This window comes from Rufibacter aurantiacus (assembly GCF_017916345.1).
GTDB lineage: Bacteria > Bacteroidota > Bacteroidia > Cytophagales > Hymenobacteraceae > Nibribacter > Nibribacter roseolus.
Genome location: NZ_JAFMSV010000003.1, coordinates 898,165 through 921,639, shown reverse-complemented (window position 1 = coordinate 921,639; position 23,475 = coordinate 898,165). Strand labels below are relative to the sequence as shown.

11 protein-coding genes are annotated in these 23,475 nt (G+C 49.2%); 6 read left to right on the top strand and 5 right to left on the bottom strand.

The window, feature by feature from the left end; all coding sequences use genetic code 11:
* Positions 1-7: 7 nt before the first annotated feature.
* Positions 8-1,564 carry a GAF domain-containing protein gene (locus tag J3P34_RS14340; protein ID WP_246853711.1) on the bottom strand — a complete coding sequence of 519 codons (1,557 nt, stop codon included), beginning with the start codon at positions 1,562-1,564 and terminating at the stop codon, positions 8-10.
* A gap of 692 nt (positions 1,565-2,256) precedes the next feature.
* Here J3P34_RS14340 and J3P34_RS14335 point away from each other — a divergent pair.
* Positions 2,257-5,739: a T9SS type A sorting domain-containing protein gene (locus tag J3P34_RS14335; protein WP_210489330.1), complete on the top strand. Its 3,483-nt coding sequence runs from the start codon at positions 2,257-2,259 to the stop codon at positions 5,737-5,739.
* 128 nt (positions 5,740-5,867) lie between these two features.
* Here the strand turns inward: J3P34_RS14335 and J3P34_RS14330 are convergent, their stop codons facing one another.
* On the bottom strand, positions 5,868-7,760 hold the full coding sequence (locus J3P34_RS14330; protein WP_210489329.1) for an amidophosphoribosyltransferase: 1,893 nt from the start codon (positions 7,758-7,760) through the stop codon (positions 5,868-5,870).
* Between the two features lie 351 nt (positions 7,761-8,111).
* On the opposite strand from J3P34_RS14330, the gene J3P34_RS14325 reads away from it, so the two are divergent.
* From J3P34_RS14325 to J3P34_RS14305, 5 genes are all read left to right on the top strand, one after another.
* Entirely contained in the window at positions 8,112-9,005 is an 894-nt protein-coding gene (locus J3P34_RS14325) for a DMT family transporter (RefSeq protein ID WP_210489328.1), read from the top strand.
* A 74-nt stretch (positions 9,006-9,079) separates the two neighbouring features.
* A complete protein-coding gene (locus J3P34_RS14320) occupies positions 9,080-9,340 on the top strand; it encodes a hypothetical protein (RefSeq protein ID WP_210465323.1) in 261 nt (86 codons plus the stop codon).
* 173 nt (positions 9,341-9,513) lie between these two features.
* Entirely contained in the window at positions 9,514-10,926 is a 1,413-nt protein-coding gene (aspA, locus tag J3P34_RS14315) for an aspartate ammonia-lyase (protein ID WP_210489327.1), read from the top strand.
* A gap of 143 nt (positions 10,927-11,069) precedes the next feature.
* Positions 11,070-11,933 (top strand): pirin family protein, encoded by an 864-nt coding sequence (locus tag J3P34_RS14310; RefSeq protein ID WP_210489325.1) that lies wholly within the window; start codon positions 11,070-11,072, stop codon positions 11,931-11,933.
* A gap of 367 nt (positions 11,934-12,300) precedes the next feature.
* Positions 12,301-12,441: a hypothetical protein gene (locus J3P34_RS14305; RefSeq protein WP_210489324.1), complete on the top strand. Its 141-nt coding sequence runs from the start codon at positions 12,301-12,303 to the stop codon at positions 12,439-12,441.
* 227 nt (positions 12,442-12,668) lie between these two features.
* On the opposite strand, the gene J3P34_RS14300 is transcribed toward J3P34_RS14305, so the two are convergent.
* From J3P34_RS14300 to J3P34_RS14290, 3 genes are all read right to left on the bottom strand, one after another.
* Positions 12,669-19,727: an MBG domain-containing protein gene (locus J3P34_RS14300; RefSeq protein ID WP_210489323.1), complete on the bottom strand. Its 7,059-nt coding sequence runs from the start codon at positions 19,725-19,727 to the stop codon at positions 12,669-12,671.
* A gap of 820 nt (positions 19,728-20,547) precedes the next feature.
* The gene (locus J3P34_RS14295; RefSeq protein ID WP_210489322.1) at positions 20,548-21,795 is read right to left on the bottom strand and encodes a radical SAM protein; all 1,248 of its coding nucleotides are present in this window, start codon (positions 21,793-21,795) and stop codon (positions 20,548-20,550) included.
* Entirely contained in the window at positions 21,779-23,464 is a 1,686-nt protein-coding gene (locus J3P34_RS14290) for a hypothetical protein (protein ID WP_210489321.1), read from the bottom strand. Before J3P34_RS14290 ends, J3P34_RS14295 begins: the two co-directional genes overlap by 17 nt.
* Positions 23,465-23,475 lie beyond the last annotated feature (11 nt).

Here is a 23,475-nt window from a genome sequence, read left to right as displayed (position 1 = left end):
GGGAGCCTCAGTATCTTTCTTTGATGATTTTCTCCAAGACAGCACTTCTCAAATTCTCCGCCGCCTCAATCTCCTCCGCCTGCCAGGGTAAGGCGGTCTGTTTCACCGTTTCCTGGTAAATGGCAAAAGAATTGCGCGGATGGTAGGATTTACCATCCGGCTCCATCTGAATGGCCTGGTTGGGGTTTCCGCCCCAACTAATGGTATGCAGCACCTCTGGCCGGAACCCTAAAATGTATTCTCCCTGGTCTGCGTTGATGGGCAGCGCAATAAGTCCGCTCGCCACATCTTTGTAGTCACGGGCCCGCACGTACTGGCTGGGCAGCGTATCGGTGGCGAATAGTCTATCGGTCTGGTTCCGGCGGAGCCAATAAATAAGTTCTTTCATTTCCTGGGCCGAGGGCACGGCCCCACTCGTCCATACGCCGCCTTCAAACAGCACGGCCGCGCCCGAAAGATTCAGCAGGTTCCTGATGCCTGTGTTTTCTGCCAGGAGACCATCTGTTAGGTTGGCCTTGGTATATAACTGCTCCAGAAGCTGGGCGTGCATGCCCCGCAACTTAGCGCGTAATTCTATGGCTTTTTCCCGCTCCCTGGCTGCCAGCTGCGCAGATACAATGCCAGTCAAAAGCTCCAGCGCCGATCTAAGTTCATAGCTGGGGTTCTTGGCGGTTTTATGATGGCAGGAAATGAGCCCCCAGAGTTTGTTGTCAATGATGAGCGGCAAGGACATGGAGGCGGTGATCTGTAGGTTGGTCAGGTACTCTAAATGCACCGTGGCCACGCTCCTCAGGTTACAGTCAGACAGATCCGTAAACCGTTGGGAAATGGGGTTGATGAGCGGCGTTAAACGTACCGGGGTGTAAGACCTGGTAGGAATAAGCCGGTAAGGGTTGCTGAAATACAGATCCCTGGATTGCTTGGGCACATCTGAGGCCGGAAACCGCAAGTCCAGGTAATCGTCCATGTCTTCTTCCTTCGCTTGCCCAATCACAATCCCGTTCCATTGCGGGTCAAACTGATAAGCCAGCACCCGGTCAAAGCCGGTGAGCGATTTAATAGCTTCTACCGTTAATTGGGCAATCTCGCCTACGCTGCCGGCCTGCTTTAGACGAGAGGTGAAATACTTGGTCTGCTGGTACATCTCTAAGAAAGAATCCTTGGAGGAGGAATCCTGGTTGTCTTCCAGCTCAATCAACACATACCCTTCTTTGGGATGGACCAGCGCTGTGCAGGTGGTCTCTTTTTCCGGGGCCAGAAAGGTGACGCTGAAAGGGATTTTAACTTGAACACTAGGCCCCTGCACTTTGGCTTGAATGTCGGCAAACTGGTGGGCCGGTAAAAACCGGGAGAGGGGCTGGTTCAGGAGTTCTGAGGCCGGGATTCCCAGAAGCTGCTCCACGTTCTCGCTTACCTGCACCAGTGTCAGGTCTGTGGTATCCAGGGTTAAAAGCACCCCGTGGGGCTGAATCAGATTGACCAGGTGCAGGGGGATACTGCCGCAGAACTCTGAGTCATAATTTTTTTCAAGGGCAATCTGAATAGGGGCTTGCTTTTTTTCCATGGGGGTTAGGTTTATAAAGGCAAAAGGTAAACTCAGCAAGACCATGCAGATTAGGAACCAATCTTTCAAAATTGACCCGTACCCACAGTAAAACAGCAAAGTTTACACTCCCGGCAGAGCAAATGTATCTAATTCCCAAATTAAAACGGGCGCAGAGACTTTAAATTTTCAGTTTTTAAACTTCTGCGTTCAAAAACTGTTTAGTGCCGGGTTTTGTAAAATCATGCCCAAAACAGAAAAGGAGATATTTTCCGCTTGCGCTTTAATTAGTTATAGATTGGAAAATATAGATTCCCCTTAAAAGGCTTTTAGTACTAACTCCACTTTTTCTTCAAACCATATCCAACTCATCTCCTAACTCTATGGTCATTTGTTCTTGGCGAACTCTAAAAATAAAAATTTTAGAAAATTTTAGAATAATACTGAATTGTATAAAAATTATAGATAATTGAATTTAAATAGAGATAATAAACCAAGTATTACCAAAATTTTGAAATATTCTATTATAAAACAGAGTGAATTGTAGTTGTAAGTGGCTTGCTACCAAGGATATGGTGAACTTATGGTAGTGTTTTCTGGTTGGCTGTTCAATAATATAAATAATTGAACAATAAATAAGATACATTTAATCCTTTATTGAAATGGCTGAGCTTTCCGTCACCAGAAAAGACAACAAAAGTTTTAGAGTTTGGATGTTAATTTGGGCATTCTCCATCTTTGGGCACATCCCGGCTTTTGCTCAAACCTCTGTTACCTATACGGCTGGAGATTACCGGACAGCCTCGTCCGGGAGCCTGGGCCAAACAGCAGGCACCAGTTTGCTGGAACAGTTGACAGCCCAAGGTGTTTGGGTACCTGCCACATATCCTTTGCCTTCTACTGCTACCTTATATATTGAACATCCTACACAGCTATCTGGCACCCTCCAATTAGCCAACGTTTACCTGGGTACTCAGAAGATTCTTACTGTGCCTGCTGGGGCTAAATTGGTGGCTACTAACAGACTTACCATTGCACCTTTGGCAGAAATGGTGCAGGAAGGGGAAATTGAAAACCGGGGAGTTCTTCAACTGAAGGCAAACTCTAAATTAACCATCAAGTCATCAGCCTATAAATCTACTTCACCTATCTGGGCCGGAACAGAGGAAATTGATGCCACCTCTGAGGTAAGAATTGAAGCAGCCTCAGCCAATGCGCTGCTATTGAGTGGCAGCCAGCTTGCAGCACAGGCCCACGGATTTTGGTTCGGCCGGTTAACTGTGGCCCCAACCCAAACCGGTACCCAGTGGCAACTAACCGATACAAACACTCCTTTGGCAGCCCAGTCCTTCAATGCTTCTATCCCGGCAACTTCTTCGCTGGTCCTTTTAGGAGCTCCCAATCTGTCATTGCAGTTTGGGCAGGATGTTGCCTTGGCGGGTGGCACCTATTTTCTGCAGAACCAGAGCAGCGGCACGGGTACCTTGAACATTGCCGGGCAATTGGCCCTGCAAAGCGCCACCCTTACCTTGAACCAGACGTCCAATGCCACTGTAGTTTCCACGGTAGACCTCAAGGGCAACCTCCTGGTAGATGCGGCCTCGGTCATCAACAACAGCAGCACCGTCAATACCTCTACCAGCGGTATTAGGTTTACCGGAACTAACTGGCAGACTTTGCAAGCTTCAGGTCCTGTGAACCACGTTTCCTTGACAGTAAAACCCGGTGCTATGGTACGGTTGGGACAGCACTTAAGGCTTAATCCCAGCAACTCAGTCTACGCCGGGACCCTGACGGTAGAAAATGGTGCTACGTTGGATTTCAGCGCGGATGTGAATAACAACGGGTACCAGGTGCAGGGGCAGGGTTACTTCAATTCAAACCAAGGCAGCACTTTGCATATCACCAGTTCCCAAGGCATCAATGCCACCGGCGCAACCGGTAACGTGGTAGTGACCGAGAGCCGGAGAACTTTCAACAACCTGGCTACCTTCATCTATAACGCGAAAGCACCGCAGCAAACGGGCAACGCCCTACCCGTAACCGCCAGCGGCAAAATCATCATCATTGATAACCCTACTTCTGTTACCATCACCAGGAACATTGGAATCTCCAGCAGTAAAACACATTACCCTTCTGGCGGGAGGTTGGAGATAAAACAAGGCACTTTGATTTCAACGGCTTCTGCGGATGTATCAGGTTCCGGGGCCTTGGTAATGAGTGGCGGCACCTACCAGATTGGGACCTTAAATGTGAACATGGTGCCTCAACTATCCGGAACCTATACCTTGACCAATGGAATTATTGAACTGACCGGAGCCGGTGCGCAAACCCTTAGAGGCGATACGTATTATAACGTAACCATCGGCGGAAGTAGTGAGGCTAAGACCATTTCCTCTACTACCACCATCAACCAAAACCTGACTATCCTACCCAATGCCATTTTTGATATCGGGAACAAGAGCCTGAAGGGCGAGGGCGGCCTTACCATGGCCGGAGGGTTATTCAGGACAAGTAGAACCAGCAATACTCTACCTGAACTCACCGGGAAGAACATGCCTTACAATATCACAGGCGGCACCATTGAATTTTACGGGTCTTTAAACGGGCAGAGTCAATCCATCAGGGGCACTTACGGGACCTCTCAAAAAGTAACCTACCACAACCTGCTGCTGACAGCCACCGAAGCCAACACTTTGAACGACCAGGGAAACCATCTGCTAACCGCTAATTTTGACGTAACGGGTACGCTCACGGTGAAAGCACCAGCAGCCCTGCAACTGGCTTCTAATCGGGCGGTGGGCGGAACCGGAAACTTTATCCTGGAGGCCGGCGCTACCTTGCTCTATGGCTCTCCCCAGGGCATAAAGATGTCCGGTACGGGTACTTTGGACGGGAACGTGCGGGTCAGCGGAACCAGGAGCTTCTCAGCGCAGGCCAACTACGGCTTCATCGGGAATTCAGAGATGGTCACCGGCGATGCCTTGCCTTCAACGGTGCAGAATCTACTGGTTTCTAAAATAGCAGGCGGCGTGACCCTGTCCAAAAGCGTGAGTGTGTCGGAGGTTTTTACGATGAAAAGCGCGCTCTTTAAAACCGATGTATACGAGTTGTCTCTGGCCAGTCAGGCAGCATCAGCTTTGCAGTTAGCAGATTCCACTTTTTACATCCAGGGTAATTTGCGGAGAGCGGTAGGAAGCAGCGGTGCCTATTCTTTCCCCATCGGGGATGCAAACGGCAAGCATAAACTGGATTTGGTGTCAATTGGTTTGGCTGGAAACGGTTTCCAAAGCATTGCTGTAGGTTTTAGGCCCTTGGCCAACCACCAGGATACGGATATGTTCCTGACTGAGGGTTCTTACAGTTACACCCATATTGCACCGGGCGGAGTGTGGTATGTGGAACCGAATGCAAAACCAGGTACCGGAAGCTTTACCGCCTCGGCTTCTCTGCAAGGCTTCAGCAATTTGTCAGACAATAAGTTTGCCCTGCTTACCAGACCAGTGAATTCTACCAGCGGGACAGACTGGACCACGGGTGGCGGTACTTTAGATGCTCCGGACAAGGAAGGCCGCACAGTGATGAGCGGGTACGCCAAACGCAATTTCATGACGCAGTTCGGCCAGTTGGCCATTGCCACCATGGAGTCTGTGTTGCCGGTTTCCTGGTTGTACGTGAAAGCCGAGCTGAAGAACCAGAAGGTACAACTGCAATGGGCTACCGCTACTGAGATCAACAATGACCGTTTTGAGGTGGAGTTCTCTTTAGACGGCAAGACCTTTACCCAGGTTGGCATCATCAAAGGAGCCGGTAACAGCAACGTCCAGAAGGAGTACAGCTTTGACCATTTTTCTCCAGCCAAGGGCACGGCTTATTACCGGGTGAAGCAGGTAGACCTGGACGGCCAATTTGAATACAGCAAGGTGGTAGCTGTGCAAGGTGGTGCTGCTGCCCTGGCCCAAATCACGCTTTACCCAAATCCCAGCCATGATTACCTGCACCTGGGCAACGTAACGCTTGATCCAAATGCCCAAGTGGAAATTCTGGATGCCCAGGGAAGACAAGTAAACAAAATCAAACCCGTGCTAGACGGTGCCACGCCCAAAATACCGGTGCAGCATTTACCAGCTGGCAACTACATCCTGCGGGTACAAAATGCCAGCCAACTCATCCACCAAAGGTTTGTGAAGCTGTAAACTGTTTAATGGCCGTTTTCCAAAAAACAGGCAATAAATAAAGAGAGGCCTGATTCAAACTGAATCAGGCCTCTCTTTATTTATTGTGAATTCTAATTAGCACATCAGCACATTAGAAAATCAGCACATTAATACGCCCGCCCTTCTTTGTTTTCCATGAAGTTCACAAAGGCGCGGTTCACTACTTTCATCCCGCCCGGGGTAGGGAAGTCACCGGTGAAGTACCAGTCCCCGATGTGGTTAGGAATAGCTTCGTGGAGGCCTTCCACGGTTTGGAAGATCACCTGTACCTCGGCCTTTACGTTAGGCGCCTTAACTATCTGGGCTACTTTTTCGCTGATTTCCTCGGGGGTGAACTGCCCGTAGAGTTCCTGCACAAAGTTGCGGGTTCTGGCTTCGCCGGTTTTCAGGGCCAGATGGCAGCTCTTATGTACTTCGTGCGCCAGGCACTCCTGGTTACGGTCTTTGAGCAAGCCCATGAGCGCCCGGAACGCCACAAACTCCTTCATTTTAGACATGTCAATGCCGTAACAGTCTGGGTAACGGATTTGCGGGGCGCAGGACACAATGATGATTTTCTTAGGTCCCAGGCGGTCCAGCATTCTAATGATGCTTTTCTCCAGGGTGGTACCGCGTACAATAGAGTCGTCAATCACCACCACAGTGTCAACGCCTTTTCTTACTACTTCATAGGTAGTATCATAGACGTGGGCCACCAGGTCATCGCGGGAGTTGTCATCGGTGATGAAGGTTCTCAGTTTGGCGTCTTTGATAACCAGTTTCTCCACGCGGGGCCGGAAAGAGAGGATATTGTCCAGTTTCTCTTCATCGCAGTTTACTTCCAGTAAGGCTTTGCGGCGGTAAGCGCGCAGGTAATCTTCCACGCCCTCCATCATGCCCAGGAAAGAAGTCTCGGCGGTGTTGGGGATGTAAGAGAAAACGGTGTTCTCCAGATCGTAGTTAATGGCCTTCAATACCTGCGGACAAAGCAGTTTGCCCAGAGCTTTGCGTTCCTGATAAATCTCTGGGTCATTGCCGCGGGAGAAATAGATGCGCTCAAAGCTGCAGGATTTCTTCTCCAGCGCCGGCAGGATCTCTTTCTCGGCGGCTTCCCCGTTTTTCTGGATGATGAGCGCATGGCCAGGGGTGATTTCCCTGATCTGATTATAGTCTACCCCAAAGGCGGTTTTAATGGCTGGTTTCTCCGAGGCGATTACCACTACCTCATCGTCCATGTAATAATAGGCCGGGCGAATGCCGGAAGGGTCACGTACCACGAAGGCCGCGCCGTAACCGGTAAGTCCCGCCATGGCATAGCCGCCGTCAAAGTCTTTGCAGGCCCGGCGCAGGACGCGCTGCAGGTCCAGGTGCTCTTCAATGAGGGCGGTGATTTCCTCGTTGTTGTGGTCTGGTTTGAAATAGTCAAAGAGGCGCTGGTTTTCCTCATCCAGGAAGTGGCCAATCTTCTCCAGCACCGTTACGGTGTCAATTTTCTGGCGAGGATGCTGGCCCAGCTCGGTGAGCACGTCAAAGAGCTCATCTACGTTGGTCATGTTGAAGTTACCGGCCACGGCCAGGCTGCGGTTGCGCCAGTTGTTTTCCCGTACCATGGGGTGGCAGTTGTCCACGCTGTTAAGACCGTGGGTCCCGTAACGCAAATGGCCCAGATACACATCGCCCATAAACGGGAGATTCTCTCTGAGCCAGTTGATGTTCTTTGCTTCCTCGGGGTACTTGCGTTTCAGTTTGCCGTATTTCTCGCTTATTTTCCCAAAAATAGCGTCAATCGCTTTGGTCTTGACCGACCTGTACCGGGCAATGTATTCTGTACCGGGTTTCGCGTTTATTTTGATGCTGGCAAATCCGGCACCGTCTTGCCCGCGGTTGTGCTGTTTCTCCATGAGCAGGTACATCTTCTGGATGCCGTACATGGGAGTGCCGTATTTCTCGGTATAATATTCTAAGGGTTTGCGGAGGCGGACAATGGCAATTCCGCACTCATGTTTTATCGCATCACTCATGGTAATTGGTTTTAAGCCGGAGGCGCGTGTTCAATGGCATCCGGTGGCCCAGGCGGCTGGTCAAATCGTTCGGCCGAAAAGGCATGCAAAGGTAAGAGTAAAAACACGTATCGCACTAGCTAAAATCTATTTTCTATAGCCCTTCTTTCCCCTGCTTACGAAGAAAAATGAGCCCATGTGGCTTTAACCCTAAAAGCTCTCAAGAATGTAATACCTAGGCTGTTTAAAGTGATATACTTATTGATACTTAGTATTTTATGAAATCTGTTTTGCGGCCGCTTTTTAGAAAGTACCGCTAAAACAGGTGGCAGCATTAGGTGGCGCGGGCGGTTGTTGCCTACCTTTGCGGCCATGAACAAACAAGTACAGGTCCACGGGGCCTTGTTTCTGGTGGCGCTTATTTACGGGGCCAACTACAGCATCGCCAAGGAGATCATGCCAGATTACGTGGGGCCGTTCGGGCTCATTGTGATAAGGGTGGTAAGCGCGGTGCTGGTATTCGGGGCGCTGTCTCTGTGGGTGGTGAAGGAAAAGATCCAGAGTAAAAGCGACTGGGTCCGGATTGTACTTTGCGGCCTGTTCGGGATCACCTTGAACCAGCTCTCGTTCTTCAGCGGCCTCAATCTTACCTCGCCCATCAACGCCTCGCTTATCCAGACGGTGTCGCCGGTGGTGGTGGTGTTGCTTTCTGCTTATCTATTGAAAGAACGGATCCAGGTGTTCAGGATGGTGGGCATTCTGCTGGCGGGGCTGGGCGCCATGATGCTCATCTCGGGCAAAGCCGGTAACGCGCAGGGGAACATCCTGGGCGATATCCTCATGCTGGTGAATGCGGCCTGTTTCGGGGCTTTCCTGGTGCTGGTGAAACCGCTCATGCAACGCTATAATCCTATCACGGTGGTGAGCAGGATCTTCCTGGCGGGCTCGGTGGGGGTGATTCCCTTCGGGCTGGGGCAGGTGATCAAACCGCACTACGCCATGTTCCCGGCCTCTATTTGGGGTGCCATCGCGTTTGTGATCATCGGGATGACCATTCTGGCTTATCTGCTGAACGTCTGGGCCATGAAATACGCCAGTCCGGCGCTGGTGGGCGTGTACATTTACCTGCAGCCTGTCTTCGCCATCCTTATTGCGGTGAGTTTGGGTAAAGACCTGTTTACGTGGCAGAAAGCGCTATATGCCGCCATGATATTCGGGGGCGTGTACCTTGTGAGCAAGCCTAAAAAACAGACGGTTGAGGTATAAGCCGCAAAAAATTACCGGGTAAATGGCACCTTGTCTTAGGCTTAGGCGTTGAAGGGATTACAAAAAAATGCAAAATGACTGACCAGACCCACTACGAAGACGACGCGCTGCACCATCTCTTTTTATTGGTAGAGGCCCAGGATGCCACCTGTATGCTTAACCTGGCGGGGCACCCGCTCCGCATCAGGGAAGTTGTTTTCCAGATGGTAGAGAACGGATGCCGCGTAAGCAAAGTAGAAGCAGATTTCTACAATATGTTTCTCTATGACAAAGAAGTAACCGAGATCTATGACTACCTCACCACCATTATAAAGGTGAAGTTTGTAACGGTGTAATCCATACCAGCCGTTTTCCGCCTGGTTTATGGAAGCCGGCCGCTAAAGGGAAAGTTCTCCTCGTGCCGGTCATATCACGTTGCCAGCCATTTAGAGCAGGAATAAAACAAAGTTTCGGCAAATGCGGTAAGGAAACAAATGATCCCCATCATCTGTCACCAAAGCCACTTTGCATGAACCAGACCTTCAGAATAGAACACGACTTCCTGGGCGAGAAAGAGATTCCCAACAACGTCTACTATGGCGTGCAGACGCTCAGGGCCTTGGAAAACTTCAATATCACGGGTATTACCAACGCCTCGGAGCCGCTCTTCATTGTGGCTTTTGCCTATGTGAAGAAGGCCGCCGCCATGGCTAACCGTGACCTGGGAGTGCTGGACAAGAAAAAGGCCGAGGCCATCATCTTTGCCTGTGACGAGCTCATTGCCGGCAAGTACCGCGACCAGTTCGTTACGGACCTGATCCAGGGCGGGGCGGGCACCTCGGTGAACATGAACACGAACGAGGTCATCGCCAACATAGGCCTGGAGTACCTGGGTTACCAGAAAGGGCAGTACGAGTTCCTGCACCCCAATAACCACGTCAACTGCTCCCAATCCACCAATGATACCTATCCCACGGCTATCATGATGGCCTTGCACCTCAAGGTGGATGTGTACCTGAAGGCCCTGGCGGATCTAAAGGAGTCCTTTCTAAAAAAGGCCAAAGAATTCAAAAACGTGCTCAAAATGGGCCGCACTCAGTTGCAGGATGCTGTACCGATGACCTTGGGCCAGGAGTTCCATGGTTTTGCCACCACCATCAATGACGATATCAAGCATTTGCGCGAGGCCCAGCGGAAACTCACTGAGTGCAACATGGGCGCCACTGCCATAGGCACCAGCATCAACGCGCCACAAGGCTACCCTCAGCTATGTACTAAGTACCTGGCCCAGATCACCAAACTGCCCATTACCCTGGCCCCTGACCTGATTGAGGCTACCTCCGATATGGGTTCTTACGTGCTGGTATCGGGTATGCTCAAGCGCAGTGCCGTAAAAATCTCCAAGATCTGTAATGACCTGCGGCTGCTGTCCTCGGGGCCCCGCGCCGGACTGAACGAGATCCGGCTACCACCCATGCAACCCGGCTCATCCATCATGCCGGGCAAGGTAAACCCGGTGATTCCGGAGGTGGTGAGCCAGACCGCTTTCTATGTCATTGGGGCCGATGTCACCATCACCATGGCCGCCGAGGCGGGGCAGTTACAGCTCAACGTCATGGAGCCGGTCATCGCCTTCAGTCTGTTCACTTCCATGAACTACATGATCAATGCCATTGCCACCCTGCGTACCAAGTGCGTGGACGGAATCACCGCCAACGTGGAGGTTTGCCGTGAGGAAGTCATGCGCAGCATCGGTATTGTCACCGCTTTGAACCCGATCCTGGGCTACGAGACTTCGGCCGCTATCGCTAAAGAGGCCCTGGCCACGGGTAAAGCTATTCACCAGATTGTGGTGCAGGAGCGGAAACTCATTGACCAGGCAAAATGGGACGAGATTTACTCTTTTGAGAACATGATTCACCCGGTTTACATCAACGTCTAGTTTTGCCATGAGGCATAAAGGTGTTTCTTTGTTGAGAGAAGTGGAGAACTGCTGTTTTAGGTCTCTTTAAGAAAGAACAGGCCCAAAACAGCATTTGGTTGGTCTAAGCACTTGGCAGTACAGGCTGGTATAAAAATAACTTTATGAACAGACGAATATTTCAGGTCATTGATGGCGTGCAGAAACAGGTAGGAGAGGGGTTTGCGGTCACCAGCCCCATGCCCGGTTCCCGCATCAGGCAGTTGAGCCCTTTTCTCCTCATTGACCATACCGGCCCCATGCAGGTGCAGCCCACCGATAAACCTTTGGGCGCCGATCCGCACCCGCACCGCGGCTTTGAAACCGTCACCATCGTCTACCAAGGATACCTGGCCCACCGCGACACCGCCGGCTACAGCGGCAAAATTGGTCCGGGCGATGTGCAGTGGATGACCGCCGGTGCCGGCTTGCTCCACGAGGAGCGGCACGAGAAGGAGTTTGCCAAGCAAGGCGGCGTTCTGGAGTTGATTCAGTTGTGGGTGAACGTACCTAGGAAGGACAAAATGGCGCCGCCGCGTTACCAGGAATTGAGAAGCGGCAGCATTCCGGTGATTCCCACGGCAGAAGGAAAGGGAACCATCCGAGTTGTATCCGGAGACTACAATGGAGTGGTAGGACCCGCCGAGACCTTTTCGCCCATCACCATCCTGGACGTATTTCAGCCTAAAGGCGCAAAGCTCCAGCTAGACTTACCAGCGACCTACAATGTGGGTATTTACGTGGTAAAAGGCAGGATACTGCTGCACGGCAACCGACCCGCCCGGACAAAGCAACTGGTGGTATTTGGCTGGGACGCGGAAGGCATAGAACTCACCTTTGAGGAAGACACCACCTTCCTGGTACTGGCCGGAGAGCCCATAGAAGAACCGCTGGCCACCTACGGCCCCTTCGTGATGAACACCAACCAGGAACTGGTGCAAGCCATCGCCGATTACGAGAACGGCCAGATGGGCAGCTTCGCGGATTAAGTTTTTGAATCTTGCGGCCTTAATTTCATCTAAAGTCAAAGAATTGGCGATTTGTGGCTGTTTTCTTAAAAACCAGCCACAAACGCCAAAAGGACAATTGATTACACAATTGGATATGAGCTTTCTTATCCAAGCATTTGGGTGTAAATCCAGCTACTTTCATAGCCAGAGATTTTGCGGAACTTGTTCTTGATAAATGAAACTTTCTCCCGCCAACTATCCTTAAGAAGAGGAACCCTAGCTTTAAATAATCATAATGTTTGAACATTCTCTTTTTCATAAACTTCCTCCTAAAAACCAGGCAGAATTATTAGAGAAGAAAGGGATAGTGCTTACCAAGCGCCATCTTAATGGATGGGCTATCACTTTGTTTTCATTAGAGAACCAATTCCTGGAAGTTTGGTCTAAGAAGGACCTGGAGATTATTGGCTCCTTTCACTCTGCGGTCAGCTATATGGACATCATTGAGCCTTACATAAACGTGCTGGATGTGCCGGAAGAGTCTTAAACCTTTTGGCTATATAATATTAAAATCAGCCGCTGGGGGAAATCATTCCTCAGCGGCTGATTTTTTGTAGGGTATGGGCAAACAGGTTAACCCATATCCCTAAACGGTAAACTTTTTATCCTCTTGGTTTGAATAGAGGTAAGTGTCTATTAAAACCAAAGTTTTCATAAAGTAAAAAGCCCCTTGCTATTTTCTGCAAGGGGCTTTCTTGTTAAGGCAAGGGAAGGTTATTGACGGACTACCCGCAAGGTCTTCACCTCATTTCCTTTGGTCAATCGGATGATGTATACCCCGACATTCGCGGATCTGGCATCCCACTTGGCAGTAATGATTTCTGCAGTTTTTGCTTTGCCTTTCTGCAGTTGTTTAACCAGTGAACCTTTCATGTCATAGATATCAAGGCTGTACGCTTCATCCTGGGCCACACTGAACTCAACTGAAGCTTCGTCTGTGAGCGGGTTAGGGTAGGAGGTGAACTTCACCTCTTGGCTAACCGGCAACTCAGCCACAGCAATGGCGCTGGAAGATTTAGTAGTGGTTTTAACTTCATGGATTACGATGGATCCTCCTCCTAGGGTGGTATTTGTAACCGTGCTTATATCTGCATTGTCTTGAGCGCCAATCATGTTGTCATAAACTGTAGCTCCTGCTGCATCAGTAATTTTCATACGTACCCTATCAGAGCCACCAGCGCTAGAGGCTTGACCATCAATAGCATTCAATGTGAACTTATAAGTACCTGTACCATTTATGGTTCCAACACCTCTATAACTTGCTTTCGCGCCGCTAATAACTAGGGTTGCTGCTTCATAGGAGGTACTATTGAATTTCAAGTTACCTGCCTGGAACTGGAACTCGGTTTCGCCTTCCAGAGCAGTAGAACCCTTTTTGTATCTAGACACAAAACCAAAGTTAGCTTTACCAACTGCTGCTGGGTCTTTTACATAGGCTCCTGCTGGAGAGTTAATCCAGCCACCACCTGTCACAAAACCACCTGTTGGATCATATATAGGAAGGTAAGCTGTTGACAAACCGCATCCGCTTCCTGTAGATGCTTCTACCTGGTATACATTAACGGTCAGGCCTGTAACCTGAAGTGTTGCCACTCCATTGGCATCAGTTAAAGCGGAACCTTTAACGACACCATCCAGCTTGAATGTGATTTGTACATCAGAAACTTTAGGGAAAACAGTTGCAGAGAGTTTTGCTGCCGTACCTACTGGCACAGGGTTGCCGCTTGCAGATGCATCTATTGTTACTCCATTTACAGTTAGTACGCCTTTTTTGAAGGTAATAGAATAGTTGCTAGAAGTTAATCCACTAGGAGTAACATCATAGGTAGCCTGTCCACTGCTAACATTTGCTGTGGTAGAGTAGGATAATGTTCCTCCCAATACAATTGAACCTTCATTATTCACAAATCCGTCATAAGTAACGGTAAAGAGTGGGTTAACTTGTCCGCAATACTTGCTTGTGTTTTGTGCAGTTACCACAAGGGCCTTTTTGGTGATAGTAAGGGTAGCTGGAGTATTGGAGATCTCGTAATTGCTCAAAACAGTGGCGGGAGACAACGTAGCGGAGATGGCATATGGACCATTGGCAACAGTTTCACCAGCAACGCGGCTGTAGGCAGCTTGCACATTGTCAGAGGCCAGGAATCCGGTTAGTGTGCCTGTAAACTCAGGGTCTGCAGCGCCGTACTCCTTCGTTTTAGCAGCTACAACTACAGAAGCTGCCTTCTTGCCGATGGTGAAGTTGGCCGTGTTGTAGGTGATGTCGTAGTTGCCTAGGACACTAACTGGAGCAAGAGTAGCAGAGATTTGGTATGGACCTCCCGCTACCGTCTCGCCCGTGGCACGGCTATAAGTAGCTGTCACGTTGTCACTAGTCAAGAAGCCTGCTAAATTCCCGGTTAAGGTTGGGTCAGAGCTACCGTAGGTCTTGCTGTTAGCAATTGGAGTAACTGAAGCGGCCTTCTTCGTAATGTTTAAGGTAGCAGAAGTGTTAGTGATCTCGTAATTATCTAGCACATTCTGAGGTGCCAAGGCTGCTGTGATGGCATAGGTGCCCACATTCTCGCCGGTAGCGCGGCTGTAAGTGGCGACTACTTTATCAGCGGCCAAGAAGCCGGTAAGGGTGCCGGTTAGGCTTGGGTCATTGTTGCCGTACACCTTCGTCTTGGTATCCACTACCACAGATGCGACTTTCTTACCAATAGTCAGTTTGGCGCCTTGGAAGGTAAGGTCGTAGTTATCGCCCAAGGCAAGAGTTCCCTTGTCAATGGTATAGGAGCCTACCTTCTCGCCCTCGGCTCTGGAAAGTACGCCTGCAAAGGCATCCTTGTTCACCAGAGAACCGGAGGTAATGGCATATGTCAACTCAGGATCTGCATCTCCATAGGTCTTTTGCTTGTCATCTGCTTTCACAGCGATAGGGCGGGCACTGATGATCAGCGTAGCCGGAGTGTTGGTGATATCATAGTTGCCCAATGCAGAAACAGGAGATAATGTAGCAGTGATAGGGTATGGACCAGCGGCAACTGTTTCGCCGGCTACCCGGCTGTAGGTAGCTACCACCTTATCTGCTTCAATGAAACCAGTCAGGGTACCAGTGAAATCAGGATCTTCAGCACCATACACCTTTGTTTTTGGAGCTACTACTACAGAAGCTGCTTTCTTACCAATAATGAAGGCCTTGCTACCCTCTGAGCCAATGTGGTTTTCATCGCCAGGGAAAGAGAAGGAGGCGGTTGCGGTGCCTGCGTTAATGTTGTTACTATACTCTGCGGTAGGTGTTATGCTAAGGCCTCCTGCTCCGGTCACCTCAATTGTGGCCGGGGTAATAGGTGAGCCGGTATAGGTGAACGGGCCCCCATTGATAGTAACAATCGTCTCAGAAGAGGCCTTTTCTATGATGAAAGACTTGCTGTCCTCAGACCCTGTGTGGTTATCGTCACCAGCAAAGATATAGCTTGCTGTGGCAGTACCGGCGTTAATGTTATTAACGTAAGTGGCAGTAGGTGTCAGTTCCAAGTTACCCGCACCGGTTACTTTTACCGTTGCTGGCGTTTGTGCCTTTCCAGTATAGGTGAAAGGACCATCTGGAACGGTAACCTCAGTTATGGAGGAAGCTTTACCTATGGTGAATTCTTTTTCATCCGATGAACCAAGATAATTAGTTGATTCAGCATAGGAAGCTGTTGCGGAATACGTACCGGCGTTAATTGGAGCGTTGGTAGAAGAAGGATAAACAGTTGGTGCTACACCGGCATAATAAACGGTGATAGCTTGATTTAAACCGCCGTCGCCCTTCACAGTGGCAGAACCCTTATGAGCAGAACCGTTATAGATAGCATCGCTAGCAACAACTTCCGTTTTAGTGGGGGCTTTGGCAATGACCAAGGTACCTTCTGCGGAGCCGCTGTAGTTGTCATTCGTTAGCAAAGCCAGAACCTCGTAAGAGCCTGCATTGGTTGGGCTAGAAACTGTTATTTCCTTTTGGCTATAAGTTACGCTTACGCCAGTTACATCGGCAGGGCTAATGCTGTAACCTACAGTCTTAGCGGAACCATTGTAGGTCTGCGACAGATCAGCCGTAGTTAAAGTAATGGTGGCAGCAGCTTTCTGGGCAGTTACATTTGCCGTAACTTCAGGAGCTGCATGGTAGTTGTCGTCACCAGCTTGGTTGTATTTCACAATCCCTGTTCCAGTTCCGGAGTTCATGGTGTAGGTATCACCGATGTTGCTTAATGGAGCAGAGCTGCTGTATTCAATTGCCAAACCAGAAGTGGCATTGGCTTCTACCTTGAAGCTGGTATTGTAAACGGCACTGGCCGGAGAAGCAGTTGTTACGGTGATGGTCTGATTGGCTTTCTCCGCCGTTACAGTTTCTGTTATTACAGTCGCGGCATTGTAGTTGTCGTCACCATCCTGACTGTAGCTAACAGTACCTGTTCCAGTGCCTGAGTTCATTGTGAATTGCGCACCAACGTTGCTAAGTTTACCGGCACTACCGTAGCTTACAGGCAGACCAGAAGATGCAGTAGCTTCTACAGTATAGGTGGAGTTGTAAACAGCTTTTTCTGGAGCAGAAGTAACTACTGTAATAGTCTGATTGGCTTTGTTTACCTTAAAGCTATGGGTTACAGAGGAAGCAGCATTGTAGTTGTCGTCTCCTAACTGTGTAGCGGTTACATTGGCAGGACCAGCACCGTTAATAGTGATTTTACCAGTACTTTCATTGTAGCTGATGTTTCCTGTGGTGGAGATGCTAACTGGAAGGTTAGAAGAGGCACTTGGGCTGATGGCAAAAGCTGCATCACCATAAGTCTTATCTTCAATTTCAGCAAAAGTGATGGTTTGATTTGCTTTAGCAATCTCCAGGGTACCTTTTAAGCTTCCTGAATAATTGTCATCAATAATAGTTGCTGTAACCGGGTAGCTACCAGCATTCTTCGGAGTTGCTGAGCCAAAGTCATAACTCAAAGTCAAGCCAGCAGGTGTAGTAGTAGCTACTACTGTTTTTACCTTGTTGTCATAGGTTTGCTCTAAAGTTCCTGCTGTCCAAACGGGCGACACAGTCGCTTTTTCAACAATAATTTCTACTGACTTGCTGCCAGCCTTGTAGTTAGCAGCTTCGGCAGCATTTACATTTAAGGTACGGGTGCCAGCACCTAATACCGTGGTTGCTTCAGGCGAGTAAGTCAAAGTAGCACCACCTAATGCGGTAGCATTGAGCTGCGTTCCGGACAAAGGTGTACCGTAAACAATGTTAGCTGGATCAGACCAGGTAATCACCTGTTCAGCTTTGTTCACTGTTAAGCTAACTGTCTTAGTAGCCGCATTGTAGTTATTAGTGGCAGCGGCATTCACCGTTAAGGTATGCGTGCCAGCATCTACGATAGTGCCGGCTTCAACTGAGTAAGTCAACGCACCAGCAGCCGATCCTCCTTCAACACCCGCTACTGTAGCATTAAGTTGGGCAGCAGATATGGGCGTGCCATAGGTGATAGCAGTTGGAGCAGTCCAGCTAATTGTCTGGTCAGCTTTAGCTATCTCTAAAGTACCAGAAGCATCAGGAGCAGTATAGTTCGGGTTGTCTAATGAAGCAATTATTTTGTAAGAACCAGCATCGGTTTTTCCGTTGTTGCTAAGGCTTATTCCAGATAAGTTAACTGGCGAAGAAGTAGCCGTGGCCAATTTAGCAGAACCATTATAATTATGGGTTAAATTGTTTAAGGCTAATGTAGCGGTTGCTTTGTTGATGGTTACGGTAGCAGTATTGCTATTGCCGGTGTGGTTGGTGTCCCCGGTGTAGGTTGCCGTTACGCTATATGTGCCAGCATTGGTAGGCGCAGTTGCACTGGCCGGGTAGGTGGTTGAGCCCGTGCCCACATAGCTGTAAGTGATATTGGAGGTAGTGCTCAGGTTGCCAGCGCCAGTTGCAGTTGCAGCAGCGGCATGGGCTTCACCATTGTAGGTAGCCGTCACATCGCTCATGGCTACGGCAGAAGATGCTTTCTCAATCTTCAAAGTACCACTAACAGGATCGGCCTGGTAGTTAGGGTTGTCTAAAGAGGCGGCGGCAGCGTAGTCACCGGCATTGGTGCCGGAGCCGCTCACGCTCACGCCAGACAGACCCGCTGGGGTTGTAGTAACGGTGGCGTTCTTCTCCTCCCCATTGTAAACGTGAACCAAGTTGGCCAGAGCCAAGGTAGCGTTTGCTTTGTTCACGGTGAAGGTTTGCTCAACGTCAGCGGCAGCCAGGTAGTTGGCGGTTTCAGCAGAAGAGGCTTTTACCTTTACACTGCCTGCACCAGTGATGGTTAACTTAGAACCACTCACCGAAGCCGGACCGCTTACTACTGCAAAGGTTACAGCAGCACCGGAGGTGGATGAAGCGGTCAGATCAAAAGCTGCGTCACCGAAGGTTTTGGGGCCTAGGTTAGTGAAGGAAATGGTGTTAGCAGCCTTCTCGATAATAAGGGTTCCGGTTTGCTTAGCGATGGCCGCGCCATTGCCATCCACCAGTTTGTAGTTGGCGTTGGTGGTGATTGCTTCCACGTTGTAGGAGCCAGCACCAACAACTTCTGATGAAGCTACCTCGGCGTTATTTTTTAAATATTTTACCGTCACACCGGCTGCTGCAGGCGAGGAGGTGGCGGTGACCGCCTTTGGCGAGCCGCTGTAGGTGTGGGCCAGGTTAGAAAGCGAGATGGTGGCAGCGGCTTTCTCGATTACTAGGGTGCTAGTTTGAGCGGGTAGATCGGTACCTTTAGAATCCACCAACTTATAATTGGCGTTGGCCAAAGTGGCTGATGCAGTGTAGTCGCCGGCGTTGGTTGGCGAAGCCACAACAGTCTCACCTTGCTTGTAGGTGACGGTCACCCCGCTCAGGCCAGCCGGCGAGGTCGAAGCAATGGCGGCCTTGGCCGAGGCGTTGTAGGTGTGGGCCAGGTTGGAAAGGGAGATGGTGGCACCGGCCTTGCCAATGGTCATGATTTTAGTATCTGAACCGGTGTAGTCATTGTTTACCAAAGTGGCAACCACTTGGTATGACCCTGCATTAGTTGGTGGCGTTGACACCGCTGTACCTAATACATTATTATTTATTGGAGCATAAGTAAAAGTAAAGCTACTTGCTCCAGTGGCCGTTGTGGTAGCGGTAGCAGAAATAGGATTACCGTTGTATATTGGATTTAGATTGGACAAGGTTACACTTGCAGAACCTTTTAAATATTTGAAAGTTGGTCCATTTGTTACTGGAGTTACAGCTGCGTCTTTGTTATTCTTATCCTTTACTGTAATAGTAACTTCAGTTCCACTAATTCTTGCAGGTGCTGTAAAAGACAATACATCACCACTTATTATAGTTCCTATGGCTACTTGTGTTGTCCCATAGAAAACTTTGTATGGCTCTCCACCAGTACTAAATGAATTTCTCGCAGTTATTTCAACTTGATAGCCTCCTGAGGGTAATCCGGAAGAAGGCGATATGCTAGTAATATTGGCATCAGTGAAGGTTGTAATTGTTGCATAATTACTCTGCTTTCCTGTAGATGTAACAGTAAACTTCACACCTAAATGTCTTTGCTCCACTTGATAATCAATTTTCCAATTCCCATTAGCGTCCACAACTACATCATAGACGTGATAATCTGGATAATCAGGTTCTTCTTTGAACTCAACATGAACTTGTTGGTCCAACGTCCATCCAGAGCCTGTGATATGAGCTATTTCGCCTGGAGCATAATCATCTTTATCAGAAGTTACTGTAGGAGCAGGCAAGCCAGCGTCTACATAGGCATCGCCTAACGCAAATGCGCCAACCGTGCCTAGAATCAAAAGGCAAAGCAGGATACCGTATCGCCTGGCGTTTGCCTTTGCCATTGCAAGTAAGTTTACATTCATATGATTTTTGTTTAGATGAGAAGGGTTGATATGATTTGGTATTCAGTTGGGTCAAATTTAAACATGCTAATAAAGTTTTGGCCTTTTATTCGGTAAGTGAAAGATTTTAAGGGTTGAGTTATAGAAGTTGCAAGTTGAAATTTGATGTTGGTTAGCTGAGTTTTTAAAAATTATGCTTGGTTAAAGTATTTGTATATAGTGTCTTATGGGTATGGTTTGCCCTGGGCAATAGAGGCCTAAAGCAAAATATTGGTAATGAGTAAGCTACTTAATTGGGGGAGGTGAAGAGAGAGGGAGTACTTAAATCAGAATTCAGAATCAGAAAGTCTGTTTTTCTGAAATTGTTGTATATTAATTAAAATGTTACATAAAAAAATAAATTGATTATATTTTGTATACTTTATTTATGCGAATACACCTAATTGCTATCATATAGTTCCAAAAGAATGGATATTGTGAATATTATTGTTTTATATATAATATTATATAGCGAATATAATCTATTTATTAGTGAAAGCAAATTAAGAACAGGCAAATTACAATAAGAGAGTAGTGGTTACATATTTTTGAGATATGTGTTTCACGGCTCTTTTCTTAAAAGTGCCTTCAAGCTATAGTTGAACAAGAATTTACTTGTTCAACTAGCCTATAAAGAATGGAAGTAGCTGAAGCTTTATTATAAGAAAGAAGTGATTACCTATTGGATGGGTGCCATAGGGCAGCCACTATGCCGCAGGGAAGCAAGGGAGGATTGGAAGTTTTCGGCTTGAGTGTGGCCGATGGTTTTTTGGCAGAAGGGGCAGGCTTGTATTTGACCATCGGTGTCTACATACACGTGGCGGTCTGCGGAGGCGGCGCACCCGGCGCGACGACGCTGGAAATCATAATAGGCTACCATGGGCAAATGGTGATAGGCCGGGTTGTAATTGAGGTTGGTATAGAAGTCTTCCAGCATTTTACGTTGGTGTGGAGCAAGCCCAACTTCCTGACCCGTATAGTGTCCTACCGCTTTTGGTTCCAGTACTTGAATGAAAGCGGCTCCCAGGCGGGTTGCCAGTTGGGCGTAGGCCATAAGGTTTTCTTCAGTGACGAAGGCCTTGGTAGCGCACAAGGATACTGCCACTACTAATCCTACGCTTGCCGCATTTTCCGCTCCCTTTTCCACCCATGCGTATGCCTCTCCGAACCCTCTGAATTGGTTATGCAAGTGGGGATTGATATGGTCCAGGCTGATAGTAACGCCCGTGAGCCCAGCTTTTTTTAAAACCTGGGCATTCTCCAACGTGAACAGGTGCCCCGAGGTAAGGACCCAGAAATCGGTGATGGGTTTAGCGGATTTTAGCACGGAGAGCAGTGCAGGCATCCTGAGCATCGGTTCGCCGCCCGAGAATTGCAGCTGGGCTACGCCTTGTTCCTGAAATTGCCGCACCATGCTTTGGAGATTTTCCATCGTAAGTTTCTCCTTGCCATTAAGGGCGTCCCATTCAAAGCAGTGTTCGCAGCGCATGGCGCATTTTTTGGTCACCGCCATGATGACGTTCTTGAACGCAAAAGGCTTGTCTTGGAAAGGCATGATCCGGTTTAACTCGGCCAGATGGTAATCATCATAGGCTTGGGAAGGCCAGCCAGGCGTGTTGTACTCATAATAATAGCGTCCGTCAACCTTGGCTACCTTCCTGAAGGGGGAATTACCCAGAAACCTTTTCCGGATGGCAGCTAAAGTTCGTAAGGCTTTGATGGCTTTCAGCGGATGCGGTACCTGTTTCAGGATAAGTTTCAGCAAATGCCACCTGATACGCCGCATGGCCCAGAAACTCTGCCACCGGGTTAACAGGACTGGTTTTGCTTTCCAACCGGAGGTTAAAATCGGTTCTGAGCCAGCCAGAGGCACCTCATTCTCCTGAGGAAGGATCTCCAGGGAGAGTAGTTTATTGGGCGCTGGCATAGGCGGTAACTAAGTTGTGGAAATTATTGGCTTCTGCTAGCTGGGTATACCTTTGGCGGGAGAACTGCATGAAATGCCCGGGTTTTTCAAAGTCCCGGAGGGTGAACAGGTTAGGGATGCCGGTATAATCCCTGAGGTGCTCATAGTAGCCGCGCGTATGCAGGAAAATGCTTTGGGATTGCGCCTTGGCTTTCCTGGGCAAGTGAAAGGTGAGTTCCACTGCATCGCCCACTGAAAACTGTTTTAAGTATTGGGCGTCTGAGGCGGCTAAAAGGTGTTTAACATTTTGGCCGGATTTCTCAATGGCCGTAGCAGTCGACACTTTCTGCGCAGACAAAGGTTCGTCTGGAGTGAAGTCCATGCCGGCCCGGTCCACCTCCCAGAACATGAAGCCGCAGGACAGCCGTACCTGCACGGACGGACTATTTATCTTGGTTAGATCTATAGGCACCACCAAGTCGCGGCTGGCGAGAGGACCTACGGGTTGTATCCGCTCCACTTCCTGCCAACCTTCAGAAGTCTTTACTTGAACCAGCAACGGAATGCCCTGCTCTCGCTGCCACTTGTACAAATCCGCGGCCGGAACATCTTTTTGCTTTTCGGCCCAGCGGTTGTAGATGCCTTTGAATTGCTTCATGAACTCACCGTAGAGGTAATCAAGCCACAAGGAGTTTTGCGCGTGCAAGACCAGTTTGCCCATTGAACTGCCGGCTGGTTTGGGGAATTGGAGATCTAGGTAACTGGAATTTGCCCCTGCATCATTGAAGGAAAAGGCTGCGGAGTCCCGGGTTTGTAAAAACTGGGTGTAATCCTGCCCCGCAGAGGTGATGGCTTTCTGGGGAGGAAGTACCTGCGTCAGGGAGTGGGGCCGTCCTTTTTGGTCCAGCAGTACCTGGGTGCCGGTTGGGTGCTGCACCACCAGCAACTCGGCAAGGTTGGTGTACTGGCGCTCTTTCAGTTCATTCGTGATTTTCAACTGCACTTTTCCGTCGGTGGGCTCCAGGCCAGTTAAAGGCATGTAATCGTCCCGCTCTAAGGGAGAAAAGATGGCGCCTCCGTAGGTCTCGCCTACAAAGTGGTAGCCAGAGCCGTTCTTCACGTACACAAAAGGGCAGGAACTCTTGGTAAGCGCCACAATAACAGTGATAAGGGCCAGGGTACCGGCCAGTATGCCAATGGTGCCTAGTACATGAGAGGCCACCGTGGCACCAGTGTCTTTGTCCGCAATGTCAATCCGTTTAAGCGCTGAAAGCGGGATAATAGCCTGGTTGCCTTGCTCTGCGAACTCATTTACATATAGGTGAACCACGTTAAGGGCTACTGCCTGGTCTACCCTTTTGTAGCGGTTAGCGGAGCCTGGCCTGGGATCAATATACTGGAGCAGGTCTTCGGGCACAGTACTTAGCGTCCCGGTCATGGAGGTTTCCTTTACCGCTAGATTCTTTATTTCCCAGGCGTTATTGTCCTGGTGCAGGATAAATCGCTTGTAATTGGGTAGACTGGCCACTTTGTCCGGGGTAAGGTCTTTTTCCTCTTTCAGGCGGTAGTAATTACAACTGAGCGCCAGGGGCAAGAAAGATACCAGCAGAAGCCAGGACAGACATCTCTGGATAAACTTGTTTCTGAAAATTTTTGGGAAAACGGACAGGGTTGCTTTTGAGTCATTCATAGGATTTTAGG